This window comes from Arthrobacter sp. P1_C12_2 (assembly GCF_056406415.1).
The window spans coordinates 203,121-215,378 of sequence record NZ_JBFUAF010000004.1 but is presented as its reverse complement, the minus strand read 5'-3'; the positions used below and the strand labels follow the sequence as shown (position 1 = coordinate 215,378).

The 12,258-nt window shown below is 67.2% G+C and carries 13 protein-coding genes; 7 read left to right on the top strand and 6 right to left on the bottom strand.

Going from position 1 to position 12,258, the window contains the following annotated elements:
* Positions 1-40 precede the first annotated feature (40 nt).
* From AC1DZQ_RS06820 to AC1DZQ_RS06810, 3 genes are all read left to right on the top strand, one after another.
* Positions 41-1,453: an SLC13 family permease gene (locus tag AC1DZQ_RS06820; protein ID WP_476962795.1), complete on the top strand. Its 1,413-nt coding sequence runs from the start codon at positions 41-43 to the stop codon at positions 1,451-1,453.
* Positions 1,454-1,538: 85 nt separating this feature from the next.
* On the top strand, positions 1,539-2,792 hold the full coding sequence (locus AC1DZQ_RS06815; RefSeq protein WP_476962794.1) for a CaiB/BaiF CoA transferase family protein: 1,254 nt from the start codon (positions 1,539-1,541) through the stop codon (positions 2,790-2,792).
* Positions 2,786-4,357: a carboxyl transferase domain-containing protein gene (locus AC1DZQ_RS06810; RefSeq protein WP_476962793.1), complete on the top strand. Its 1,572-nt coding sequence runs from the start codon at positions 2,786-2,788 to the stop codon at positions 4,355-4,357. Before AC1DZQ_RS06815 ends, AC1DZQ_RS06810 begins: the two co-directional genes overlap by 7 nt.
* 15 nt (positions 4,358-4,372) lie before the next feature.
* On the opposite strand, the gene AC1DZQ_RS06805 is transcribed toward AC1DZQ_RS06810, so the two are convergent.
* The gene (locus tag AC1DZQ_RS06805; RefSeq protein ID WP_476962792.1) at positions 4,373-5,119 is read right to left on the bottom strand and encodes a lipoate--protein ligase family protein; all 747 of its coding nucleotides are present in this window, start codon (positions 5,117-5,119) and stop codon (positions 4,373-4,375) included.
* A gap of 16 nt (positions 5,120-5,135) precedes the next feature.
* Here AC1DZQ_RS06805 and AC1DZQ_RS06800 point away from each other — a divergent pair, with 16 nt between their 5' ends.
* Positions 5,136-5,525, top strand: a complete 390-nt coding sequence (locus AC1DZQ_RS06800) for a DUF2177 family protein (RefSeq protein ID WP_476962791.1) — start codon at positions 5,136-5,138, stop codon at positions 5,523-5,525.
* Positions 5,526-5,539: 14 nt separating this feature from the next.
* Here AC1DZQ_RS06800 and AC1DZQ_RS06795 read toward each other — a convergent pair whose 3' ends face one another.
* Positions 5,540-6,343 carry a thioesterase family protein gene (locus AC1DZQ_RS06795; RefSeq protein WP_476962790.1) on the bottom strand — a complete coding sequence of 268 codons (804 nt, stop codon included), beginning with the start codon at positions 6,341-6,343 and terminating at the stop codon, positions 5,540-5,542.
* Between the two features lie 225 nt (positions 6,344-6,568).
* On the opposite strand from AC1DZQ_RS06795, the gene AC1DZQ_RS06790 reads away from it, so the two are divergent.
* Positions 6,569-7,282, top strand: coding sequence for an endonuclease/exonuclease/phosphatase family protein (locus tag AC1DZQ_RS06790; RefSeq protein WP_476962835.1), 714 nt, complete (start codon positions 6,569-6,571; stop codon positions 7,280-7,282).
* 42 nt (positions 7,283-7,324) lie between these two features.
* Here AC1DZQ_RS06790 and AC1DZQ_RS06785 read toward each other — a convergent pair whose 3' ends face one another.
* On the bottom strand, positions 7,325-8,395 hold the full coding sequence (locus AC1DZQ_RS06785) for an alkaline phosphatase family protein (protein ID WP_476962789.1): 1,071 nt from the start codon (positions 8,393-8,395) through the stop codon (positions 7,325-7,327).
* A 196-nt stretch (positions 8,396-8,591) separates the two neighbouring features.
* Between AC1DZQ_RS06785 and AC1DZQ_RS06780 the strand changes: the two genes are divergently transcribed.
* On the top strand, positions 8,592-9,632 hold the full coding sequence (locus tag AC1DZQ_RS06780; RefSeq protein ID WP_476962788.1) for an isopenicillin N synthase family dioxygenase: 1,041 nt from the start codon (positions 8,592-8,594) through the stop codon (positions 9,630-9,632).
* 71 nt (positions 9,633-9,703) lie between these two features.
* On the opposite strand, the gene AC1DZQ_RS06775 is transcribed toward AC1DZQ_RS06780, so the two are convergent.
* Both AC1DZQ_RS06775 and AC1DZQ_RS06770 read right to left on the bottom strand, forming a co-directional pair.
* The gene (locus AC1DZQ_RS06775) at positions 9,704-10,171 is read right to left on the bottom strand and encodes an SRPBCC family protein (RefSeq protein ID WP_476962787.1); all 468 of its coding nucleotides are present in this window, start codon (positions 10,169-10,171) and stop codon (positions 9,704-9,706) included.
* A gap of 50 nt (positions 10,172-10,221) precedes the next feature.
* Complete coding sequence (locus tag AC1DZQ_RS06770; protein WP_476962786.1) at positions 10,222-10,419, bottom strand: YegP family protein; 198 nt, start codon at positions 10,417-10,419, stop codon at positions 10,222-10,224.
* Between the two features lie 130 nt (positions 10,420-10,549).
* Here AC1DZQ_RS06770 and AC1DZQ_RS06765 point away from each other — a divergent pair, with 130 nt between their 5' ends.
* The gene (locus AC1DZQ_RS06765) at positions 10,550-12,004 is read left to right on the top strand and encodes a DUF5129 domain-containing protein (RefSeq protein ID WP_476962785.1); all 1,455 of its coding nucleotides are present in this window, start codon (positions 10,550-10,552) and stop codon (positions 12,002-12,004) included.
* Between the two features lie 24 nt (positions 12,005-12,028).
* Here AC1DZQ_RS06765 and AC1DZQ_RS06760 read toward each other — a convergent pair whose 3' ends face one another.
* Complete coding sequence (locus tag AC1DZQ_RS06760) at positions 12,029-12,223, bottom strand: DUF1918 domain-containing protein (protein ID WP_476962784.1); 195 nt, start codon at positions 12,221-12,223, stop codon at positions 12,029-12,031.
* Between the last annotated feature and the right edge of the window lie 35 nt (positions 12,224-12,258).

The window sequence follows — 12,258 nt, the reverse complement described above, 5'->3', positions numbered from 1 at the left end:
TAAGCCAATTTGTCAGCCACTTCGATCCGGAGGAACAACGATGTCCGCTCCTGTCCTGTCCATCATCATCCTGGCGGTGATGTTCCTTCTGGCCACGGTGTTGCCGCTCAACATGGGGGCCTTGGCCTTTGTGGGGGCCTTCCTGCTTGGCTCCGTGGTGCTGGGGATGTCAACCAACGACATCCTGGCCAACTTCCCCGGCGGCCTGTTCCTGACCATCGTCGGGGTCACCTACCTCTTCGCCATCGCGCAGAACAACGGCACCATCGACCTGCTTGTCCGGGGCGCTGTTCGGCTGGTCGGCAGCAAGGTTGCCCTGATCCCGTGGGTCATGTTCGCCATCACCGCCGTGATTACCGCCGTCGGCGCGCTCTCTCCGGCCGCCGTGGCCATCATCGCCCCGATCGCCCTGAGCTTCGCCGCCAAGCACAAAATCAATCCGCTCATGATGGGCATGATGGTGGTCCACGGCGCGCAGGCCGGCGGCTTCTCCCCCATCGCCGTCTATGGCGTCACCGTCAACAGCATCATTGCCAAGACGGAGCTGGATGCCAGCCCCATGGCGATCTTCCTGGCCAGTTTCCTCTTCAACCTGGCCATCGCGCTGGTGCTGTTTATCGTCCTCGGCGGCGGCAAGCTGCTCTCCACCCCGGGCGGTCGGCTGGTCGAACAGGCCGCCGAAAAGCGCATGTCCGTCAGCGTGGGTGCCCGCGCGGCCAGCGTCACGCTGCAGGGCTCCGGCTCCGACATCTCCGCCGCCGGTGTCTCGGCCAAGGGCACCTCGGGCGGCTCCCGTCTATCCTCGGCAGCCGGCTCCGCCGCGGCCGGCGCACCTCCGGCCAATGGCGCCCGTGCGTCCATTCCCCAGCTCGTCACCATCCTTGGCCTGATCGCCCTGGCCGTCATCTCGCTCGGATTCAAGGTGGACGTCGGCTTCGTTTCGATCACCATCGCAATAGTCCTCGCCCTCGTGTCCCCCGCAGCGCAGAGGGGCGCCGTCAACAAGATCAGCTGGTCCACCGTCCTGCTCATCTGCGGCATGCTCACCTTCGTGGGCGTCCTCGAAGAAGCCGGCACCATCGCATTCGTGTCCGGCGGAGTGGCGGATCTTGGCATGCCCCTGCTCGCCGCCCTGCTGATCTGCTACATCGGCGCCATCGTCTCGGCCTTCGCCTCCTCCACCGCCATCCTCGCGGCCCTCATTCCACTGGCGGTGCCGTTCCTGGCCACCGGCGAGGTCGGCGCCGTCGGCGTCATCGCCGCCCTGGCCGTGGCCTCCACGATCGTGGATGTGTCCCCGTTCTCCACCAACGGCGCTCTGGTCCTGGCCAACGCGCCGGAGGACGTGGACAAGGACAGGTTCTACAAGCAGATCCTGGCGTACAGCGGCATCGTCGTCGCCGTCGGGCCGGCCATCGCCTGGCTGGTCATGGTGGTACCCGGCTGGATGTGACCGCTGGATGTAGCCGGCAAAACAACCCACCGCGCAAGCACACCTGCAGCCGCCCCCGAAGACCGACCAGAGAAGGAACACGCCAATGAGCACCGAACCCACGCCCGACGCTGAGGGCCCCCTGACCGGGTATCTCGTAGTGGACCTCAGCCGCGCCCTGGCCGGCCCGCACGCCGGGATGATGCTGGCCGACCTCGGCGCGCGGGTGATCAAAGTGGAGAACCCCGGCACCGGAGACGATACCCGCGGCTGGGGCCCGCCGTTCGTGGGCCCGGAGGATGATCCGCAGGCCACGTACTTCCTGTCCTGCAATCGCAACAAGGAGTCCATTGCCCTGGACTTGAAGAGCGACGACGGCCGGGCAGTTCTGCGCGGGCTGCTGGAGCGCGCCGATGTGGTGATCGAGAACTTCCGTCCCGGCGTCCTGGACCGGCTCGGGTTCTCGGCAGCGGAGATGCATGCCCTGAATCCGGCGCTCGTGGTCCTCTCCATCACCGGATTCGGACACGACGGGCCCGAATCCCGGCGCAGCGGGTACGACCAGATCCTGCAGGGCGAGGCCGGGCTGATGTCCCTGACCGGGTCCGGGCCGGACGATCCGCAACGGGTCGGGGTCCCCATCGCCGACCTCCTCTCCGGCATGTACGGGGCCTTCGGCACCCTGGCCGCGCTGCTCCAGCGTGAGCGCACCGGCCAGGGCCAGATTGTCCGCACGTCTTTGCTCGCGGCGCTGATCGGGGTCCACGCCTTCCAGGGCACCCGGGCCACCGTTGCGGGCGAAGTTCCGAAGGCCCAGGGCAACCACCACCCGTCCATCGCCCCCTACGGACTGTTCCACTGCCGGCAGGGCAGGGTCCAGATCAGCGTGGGCAGCGAGAAGCTCTGGCGCACGTTCGCGTCGACATTCGGGATCGACGCCGCGCGGCCGGAATTCGCCACCAACGCGGACCGGGTGCGCCACCGCGAGAAAGTCATCGAAGAGGTGGAGCGGGTGTTCTCCGATTTCGAGGCGGAGCCGCTGCTCACCAAACTCAACGACGCCGGCATCCCGGCCGGCAAGGTCAGGACCCTGGACGAAGTCTACGAATGGGACCAGGTCCACTCGCAGGGGCTCGTGATCGACGTCGAGCACAAAATCCTCGGCACCGTGAGCCTGCCGGGCCCCCCGCTGCGGTTCTTCGGCGCCGCCGGCACCGCTGAAACCACGCTCAAGTCCCACACCGCCCCGCCCCTGCTGGACCAACACGGGGAGCAGATCCGGACATGGCTGGGGCTGACAGCCGCCACCGGAGCCGACACGGCCACCGGCACAAGCCAGGACGGTCACCCGGCATGCTGACCCGGCAGAAGGTCAGGCACCTGAACGCCACCGAACTCATCGCCGCGGTGCTCGACCCCGGGTCCTACCGAAGCTGGGACTTACCCGTGCTGGACCCTGATCCGGGCCCCGAGTACCGGCAGGAACTGGCCGCCGCCCGGGCCAAGACCGGCGTGGACGAATCCGTCCTCACCGGCGAGGGCCTCATCCGCGGCCGCCGGGTCGCCGTCATCATCAGCGAGTTCCGGTTCCTCGCCGGCTCCATCGGCCAGGCCGCCGCGGAACGGATCGTGACCGCCGTCGAACGCGCCACCCGCGAAGGCTTGCCCCTCCTCGCCGGTCCTGCCTCGGGAGGGACCCGCATGCAGGAAGGAACCGTCGCGTTCCTCTCCATGGTCAAGATCAGCGCCGCGGTCCGCACTCACCGGAAGGCCGGGCTGCCCTACCTGGTCTACCTGCGGCATCCCACGACGGGAGGGGTCATGGCCTCGTGGGGATCCCTCGGCCACATCACCGCCGCCGAGCCCGGAGCCCTGCTCGGCTTCCTCGGACCCCGGGTCTACGAGGCTCTCCACGGCACCCCGTTTCCGGAGAACGTCCAGACGGCCGAGAACCTCTTCGACAAAGGGCTGATTGACGCGGTGGTCCCGCCCTGGCAGCTGTCCGACGTCGTCCACCGCGCCTTGGGCATCCTGGTCACCGGCCCCCACCCGTCGGTCGCCGCGCCCTCAACGCTGTCCGTGAAGCCCTCGGGCGCCGGCGCCTGGGAATCGATCGGCATCTCACGCGATCCCCGCCGGCCGGATGCCCGGCAGCTGCTGACGCATGGGGCCCGGGACGTGCTCCCGCTCTACGGCACCGGCCAGGGCGAAAAGGACCCCGGCCTTCAGCTGGCCCTGGCCCGTTTCGGCCGGCAATCCTGCGTGGTCATCGGCCACACCCGGCCCATGCCGACGCGGCCGACGGGCATGGGACAGGCGGCATTGGGACAGACGGCGATGGGGCCGGCGTCCCTCCGGGAGGCCCGGCGCGGCATGCGCCTCGCCGAGGAACTCGGGCTGCCGCTTGTCACCATCATCGACACCGCCGGCGCCGCACTGTCCCAAGAGGCCGAGGAAGGCGGCCTGGCCGGGGAGATTGCCCGCTCCCTGCACGACCTCATCGGGCTCAACGCACCCACGGTGTCCGTGCTGCTGGGACAGGGGGCCGGCGGCGGGGCACTGGCCCTCCTGCCCGCGGACCGTACCATCGCGGCCCAGCACGCCTGGCTGTCTCCTTTGCCGCCCGAAGGCGCCAGCGCCATCGTCCACCGGAACACTGATTTCGCCCCGGCCATGTCCGAGGCCCAAGGCGTCAACGTCGCAGCCCTGCACGCCAACGGACTCGTGGAGCACATCGTGGACGAACGCCCCGATGCCGCCGACGAGGCGCAGGCCTTCTGCCGGCGCCTCGGCCGCGCCATCGAGTACGAACTAGCCACGCTCACCGGCGCCGGAGTCAACGAACTGCTCCCCCGGCGGCTGGCGAAGTACCGCAACCTGGGCAGCGTCCTTGGCACCACTGGCGCAACGCCGTCGTCCGGTTAAGGGCCGTACCCAGAGTCAGAGCAGGCTCGGGAACTCCGCGTAACTGAGCGGGGCGTAGCGGCCGTAGGCGGCGATCACCGCAGCCTCCACAGCGTCGACGTCGAGGCCCGGCACGAGGTCATCGGCCGCGCCCGCCGTCGCCGGATCCCATTCGAGGCCGAGGGCGGCGTAACTGGCCTCCAGGACCGCGCGGATCGGGGCGGAGTCCGCCACCACGATCACGGAGCTGAAGAGCCAGCCGCCGGCGACCACCCGCTGGGCGGTGCCTACCAGCTTGATCCGGTGCTCCGGGATCTCCGGGTCGCTGCCGTGCACGCTGAACTCGCCCGGGCAGTACTCCCCCGGGATCTCACCGACGCCGGCATGCACGCCGGCGTCGCGCAGGGCCCCGGCGAGCAGTTCGCCAAAGCGCGAGAACCGCTCCTTGGCCCCGGCAATCGCATCCGCATCGGGCTCCAGGTGGTCGATGACGAGCGTCCGCTCGTGATACGCCGCCGCGCGGCCTCCGGCCTTCCTGACCAGCGGCTCGAAGCCCAGCTGCCGGCAGGCTGCCGCCGCGGCCTCGAAACCGGGCAGGTGCGTGTCGCGCTGGCCGAAAGCGACCGTGGGAACCGGCCGGTACAGCCGCAGGGTGGGGCCCAACGCGCCGGTCTTGACCTTCTGGAGGAGCCCGAGCGCGAAGTCGAGGTCGGCGGCGGCGCCGAGGGATTCCTGCTGCCGCACCACCGTCAGTGTCCGGGGCCCGGCTGGCGCCTGCGGCATGTTGTTATGCTCCCTTATGGTCATTCTGCAATTCCTCGTCGTAGCMGCCGCGTTCGCCGTCGTCGACGCCATCTGGCTCAAGACGATGAACCCGTTCTACCGCCGCCAGATTGGTGACCTGATGGCCGACAAGCCCAATCTAGGGTACGCGGTGGTGTTCTACGTGACCTACATTGCCGGGATCGTGTTCTTTGCCCTGACGCCAGCGCTCGACGGCGGCAGCTGGCTCAGCGCTGCGGGCTATGGTGCCGCGTTGGGCGTGTTTGGCTATGCCACCTATGACCTGACAAATGCCGCCACGCTCAAGACGTGGCCGTGGCAACTGATCGTGGTCGACATCCTCTGGGGTGCCGTGTTGACGGCACTGGCCACGCTGGCCGGCTGGCTCGTCTTCCACACGAACTAGGCCTTCCACACGAACTAGGACTTGCGCAGCGTCAGGATCTGTTCCGCGCGGCCGAACGGACCCGTGAGGTCATGCAGCACCGTGGAGGTCAGCCCGATCCCGTCCGTGCCGAACGAGACCTCGTTGTCCAGCCCCAGCCACTCCCCTTCCGGCTGCCGGTACATGTGGATCTGCAGGTCCAGGTTGGGGAAGGCGTAGCTGCCCTTGCCCGGCGGGACCCGGGCGGCGATTCCGTTGGCCGTGTCCACCAGGCCGATCAGCCGGGCGAGGTCGCCGCTGTCTGCCTGGTCGGTCAGCGGGTAGTCAGTGCGGAGCCAGACTGTTCCCGAGCCCGCCCGGTGGCCCTCGGCGATCCGCATGTGCAGTGAGGCGATGTAGCCGCCGGGCCAGATACTTGCGGCGTCGTACGGTTCGCAGTCCTCCGGCGCGGGAATCCGGGGATCCTCGAAAGCCGCGATGGCGGACGTGTCCGAGGTGATCATCCGCCAGGCCGTGGCTCGGATGGCCGTGCGGCCGCCGGCTACGAGCTCGGCCTGCACCAGCTCGATGGTCCGGCCCGGGCGCAGGGTGGAGGTCACGACCTCGAACTCGCCGCCGGGGATGAGCCCGAGGATTTCGTAGCTGAGCCGCGCCATGCGCATGTCCTCGCGGGGCTCATGCCTGGCCAGTGCGTCGGCCATGATCCCGGACGCGGGGGCCATGTGCTGCTCGTGTTCGTTCCACGCGCCCTGGGAGTGAATAGTCGAGCGGAACCGCCCTTCCCCCAGAACCTCATAGTAGAAATCGCCCTTGGCCAGAACAGGGAGTTCAGCAGTCAACGTCGACCTTTCGCAGCTTCCATCGGAGAATTCCACCACCCTATCGCCTCAAGCGCCCACCGCCCGGCGCTGCAGTTACCGGCGCTGCAGTCACCGGGGCCCGAACGCGCGGCAGACCCCGACGCCGGCGGCGGCGGCCGTGTCAATGGTCAGGGTTCGGCCAGCCTGACTGGGTAGACTCGGTCACAGCGTCCGCAACTATCATCCGAAGAGGTGCTCCCCCTGATTAGAGTCATCAGCTACAACCTCCGCAAGCACAACGCCAGCGGCGAGCTGGTCGATCTGGCCCGCGATTTCGAGATTGACGCTTTGTGCCTCCAGGAGTGCGACACGGACGATCTGCCGGAAACCATCGGGGATCTGCACCTGGCCGATGCCACCAAGGGCAACCGGCTGGGCCTGGCGATCTACTACCGCAAGGACCGCTTCACGGCCTACGACACCCAGACGTTCGCCTTAAAGAAGTCCCTCCACGACCGCGTCCTCTCCCCGGCGCACGAGCGGCTCATCGGCACGCGCGTGACCGACAACGAGACCGACCACGAGCTCGTCATCGCTTCCTTCCACGCGGCACCGCTGACGGCGTCGAACTCCCTGCGGCGGAACCAAATCCATGCCGCCCACGCCGAGCTGCTCAGCATGGGCGGCGGCCTGATGTCGCTGATGGTGGGTGACTTCAACTATCCGTTCTTCACCAAGTCCCTGACAGCGAAGATGAAGGACGCCGGCTACGACCTGACGATGAGTGACCGCCGGACCTACACCCGGTACAAGGTCTTCAAGGGCCATTTCGACTTTGCCACGTCCCAGGGGCTGGAGATCGAAAGCGTCGAGACTCTGCCCCGTGGCGCCTCAGATCACCTCCCCATCCTGATCTCGGCCGAATACGGCCAGGACAGCAACGGTAACGGCAACGGTGCGGAGCACGCGGCCAGCTAGCGGCTGCTCCTGCCGGGTCGGTCCCGGCGGCCGGGGGCGCCCCTAGGAGCCCGCGTTGAAGACGTCCTCGCCGAAGCTGTTCAGGCCCGGCGCCCCGGCATACCCGAGGCGCGGGAGGGAGAAGGCGTCTTCGATGCTCGCCAGGAGGCTGAAGTGGTTGTAGGCCCGGTCCGACGTCGTGCCGCCCGCGGTGAACGGCGAGAGGACCAGTGCACCAATCCTGCCGCCGGCTGTCCCTCCGGGAAGCAGCCCCGACGGCCCCACAGTCTTACCTTCGGATTCGTCGAAGGTGATGACGAGCATCCCGTCCTGCTGGAAGGCCGGGGAGGCCAGGATTGCCGGGACCTGCTGGCTCAACCAGCTGTCGGCGGCGGCCAGTCCCCCCGCGCTGCCATCGACACAGGGGTTGTCGTGGCCGTCATTGCAGAGATTGGGCGAAATGTAGGACAAGTTCGGCGTGGTGGCCACCGACTGGAGGTCGCCGCGGAGTTCCCCGAAGTCCACCACGTTGCTCTGGCAGTCCGGTGACGAGGTGATGGCCTCGAAGTACACGAACGGGTTGTGCCGCGTTGCGTATTGGTCGCCAACCTTGGCGCCCTGGCTGCCGTCCTTCCCGCCAAGCTCGGGATGACGGCACGGCGTGCCCATGTCTTCCATGTAGCCCTTCCAGGTCTTGCCGGCGGCGCTGAGCTGCCCGGCGACAGTGGGGACCGACGCCGGATAGACACAGCCGGCGCCCTCCGCCTGGCCGAGCGAGGCCGTCCCCGTTAGCTCGAACGGGGCGTAGGTGGGGCAGTCGTCGCGGGTCATGGCGTTGGACTGCTGCCCGGAGATCTGGGCCAAGTAGTTCGGGTTCGAGTTGTGCGCGATCCCGTAGTACTTGGAAAGCAGGACGCCCTGGCTGCGAAGCGTCTGGGACAGGTACGGAGCCTCAGAGCCGGCACCCCACACCTTGTCGTAGCCCTTGTTCTCCAGATTGATCACGAACACGTGCCCCGGCTTCGACCCGGCCCGGGCGGTGGCCGTGCCCCCGGCAGTGGGAGAAGGGCTGCCGCCCGGCGGCGCAGGCTCGCACGCCGCAGCCGACACCACGAGGACTGCTGCAATAAGCAATCGCGCGGCGATTCGTCGATGACTTTTCGTGGCTTTCCGGCTCATGGATTCCGGCTTTCTGATTGACCGATCAGCGTGGCAATGGCGGCTCCAGTGGTTGCACTCTTTCACACCGCGGTCAAGAATGCCTGCGAGGTGTCTGCACGGTTGCTGGGAATGAGTTCAGTAGTGACAGCGGTGGTGGTACTTTGCACTCATGAGCGCACCATCGGATTCAATTCCGCTCCTCGACCTGAGCACCGCCAGGGGTCAGGACGGCACCTTTGACCCGGCGTTTATTGATGCCCTGCGCGACGCCACGCACCGGGTGGGCTTCTTCCAGCTGACGGGTTACGGAGCCTCTGCCGCCGAGGTGGACGAACTCTTCGAGGTCACGCGGCGGTTCTTCGAGCTCCCCCTTGAGGCAAGACTAGAACTGGATAACCGGCTCTCGCCCCATTTCCGCGGTTACACGCGGCTGGGCCACGAAATCACCCAGGGGCGTCCGGACGCCCGCGAGCAGCTCGATTTTGGACCCGAGCGTCCCGCCGTCAAGCACTACCCGCCGGATCAGCCATACTGGCTGGTCCAGGGGCCGAACTTGCTGCCGGACCGGGCGTTGCCCGAGCTGCGCACCGTGTGCATGGCCTGGGCGGAGCGGATGTCCCGCGTCGGGGCAGAATTGCTCAGCGCCATCGCCGTGTCGCTGGAACTGCCGGAAGGATACTTCGACGAACCGTTCCGGGACTCACCGGCCTGGATGGCCAAGTTAGTCCACTATGTCGGCGGCGTCGTCGCGGATGCCGGCCCGCAGGGTGTCGGCGCGCATGCGGACTATGGCTTCGTCACCTTGCTGCTCCAGGATCAGGTCGGCGGCCTGCAGGTACTCCCGCCGGGCAGCGACAGCTGGATTCCGGTGGAACCGAATCCGGGAGCGTTGGTGGTCAACCTCGGCGAAATGCTCGAAGTCGCAACCCAGGGCTACCTGGCCGCCACCATCCACCGCGTCGAGGCGCCCCCGCCCGGCGTCGACCGCTACACCGTCCCCTTCTTCTTCTCGCCCCGGCTTGACGCCGTCATTGGGCCGGTGCCGCTTCCGCCAGCACTCGCCGCCCGGACCCGGGGGGTCACTGATGATCCGGACAATCCGATGCTCGCGTCCTACGGCGCCAACGTGCTCAAAGGCTGGCTGCGGGCCCACCCCGAGGTCGCCCGGATTCATCATCCCGAACTTGTCCGGACCGCCGGGCCGTCCTGAACTGCCGCAATTCACCGGCCAACGTACCGGGAATTACGATTCGTCGCAGGACGGCCCGGCCCCGTCCCTGCTCAGGCCTCTCGCTGTGCGACGGCGCCGGCCAGCGAGGCCAGGCCCTTTTCGAAGTCTGCGCCGACCATCTTGTCCATGTTCATGAACAGGGCGAAGATCTTGCCCATGCCCTTGTTCTCCCCGGTCATCGTCCAGGTGACCTGAGTGCCGTCACCGGAGGGCGTGAACGTGAAGGAGGTGGGGTTGACCGCTTTGAAAGGCTTGGTGAACTCCAGGCGGATCTTGATGTTGCGCGGCTCAGCGGTATCGACAATTTCCATGGTGCCGGAGCCGGCCTTGCGGTTCCCGCTCCAGGCGTACTTGGCGCCGACGCCGGATTCGCTGCCGGAGTAACTCCGTTCCATGGCGGGATCCACGGCCTCCCAGGGGGACCACTTGGTCCATTCGTGGAAGCTGTTGACCAGCGGAAAAATGTCCTGGGCCGGTGCAGGAATGACTGCGCTGCGGGTTACTTCATAGGTTGACATGCCGTAATCCTAGGCGGTGGCAGCCGCAACTGGACACCTGACCTGCGGTTTCATCCCGTCTCGGCTGCCGCTTCCGTCAGATCGACCACCGGCGAGTCCGCGTTCTTCTTAACGGACTCGACGCCACCCAAGGCGCTCGCCTTGGTCTTGTAGCTCTGCGAGGAGGCGATCACCTCGCCATTGGAGGCCTTGAGCCGGAACCGGAAGCCGCCCGATTTATCCTTGTAGACCTCATACTTGCCAGCCATGGTGCATCCCTGATTTCTCCATTGGTGTGGCCGGCCGGGGAGCCGGCACGGAATGAGATTAGCGCCCCCGCAATTGCCTGACCAGAGTCCATCTGTTTGCGCAGCCGAAGCCAGCCACTACGCTCGGAAAATGGGATTCATGCGCAAGGCCCTCGCCGCTGTGGTTGTGCTGATGGCCGGCCTTCTCGGCGGGGCTCCCGCGGCGCTCGCCACGACGCCGACCGCCGTCGTGGTTGAAGACCGCGCCGGGGTTTTGGACCAGCGGACGCTGCTGCCGGCGGTACAGTCCACCGACTTTTATGAGCCCACCAAAGTTGCGATCTACACGTACAACGGCACTTCGGCGGACAACCTGAACGAGGAAGTCCTGCGGTTCGCCCGCGCTGAACATCCCGAATGGATCAGCGCCGACGGGCAGAAGTGGGCGGACGGTCTGTTCATCTTCGCCCTCGATCCGGTGGGCCGCCATGTGGGGACGTACATGGGTGAGGACCGGAAGGTCCCGCCCGGACAGCGCGAGGACATCCAGAACGCCGCCAAGGAGCTGCTCCGGGATGCGCAATGGACCGACGGCACGATTGCCGGGATCCGCCGCGGCGCCGAACTCATCAACCAGCCGTGGTACCGTTCCACAGCTTTCCTCGTCACGGCCTGGACGGCAGTGGCCGCCGCAGTCTGCGGCGCCGCGGCGTGGCTGGTCGTGCGGTGGCGGACCCGGCTCTCCAGCCGGAAGGAACTGGCCCGGGGCGACGCCAGCTACGCCAACGTCAGCATGGACCTGCAGGTCACCGAGCTCAACGCCAGCACCATTCCCGAGTCGTCCCGATACGGGAGCACGGTGCTGGAAAAACACCGCACGTTCGTGAACCGCTACGGTACAGCCACCGAACTTTCCAACCAGGTACACGCCCTCAGCAGCCGGGACCTGAGCCGCCGGCCCAACCTCAAACTGGTCCGGAGTTACGCCGACGCCGCGGCCGAACTCGACGCGCTGGACGACGTGATCGCCGATACCAATGCCCTGCTCAACCGAGGCTCGTCCTGGCCTGCTGCCTGGGACCGCCAGCTCGCGCCGTTCCGCAGCGACCTGGACGGCGTGGAAAACCTGCTCAGCCGGCGCCGCGCCGAGGGAACCTCAGCGACGGCGGCGGCACTGCGGGCCTTCCGCGATGAAAGCCAGCGTGACCTGGAGCGCTGGTCGGCGGAACTGGCGGACGGCTCAATCACACCCGAAACGGCGCTGGACCGGTTGCGTGACGCCCGGACCCACCTCTCGGAGCTGTTGAAAAATCACGCCGACACCCTGATCCACGCCTTTGCCCGCAATGAGAAGGAAGCCGGGCTCATGCGCGAGGAAATGGACAGCGCGCAGGCGGGAACCAAGGCAAAATACGGTCGCACGTACGAGCCGAGCATCCTCGGAACGGTGTACCCGTCCTACTACTTCTTCTCGGTCCCGAGCTTCAACACCGGTTTCGACACCGGCGTCAGCAGCGTCAGCAGCGCGCGCAGCGGAGGCACCACCACCGGGTACGGGTCCAGCGGCGGCAGCTTCTCCGGCTCCGGGAGCTCCTCAAGTTTCTAGGGCCGGGACGCCAGGGCCGTACTCCTAGGGCCCGCTCCCGGGCCGTTCGACGACGAAATCACCACCGGGGAACATGATCGTCTCGTGGCCGTCGTCAAACCTGACGAGGTAGGGCGGCGCACCATCGACCCCCCTCACTTCAAGGATTTGGCCGTGCCGGTCCGTGGATTCGACCGTGTGTCCCCGGATGACGATGCGGTCCCCTGCGACTGCTTTCATGGCGATCACCTGTATCTCTATTGACGCCTGTGTGC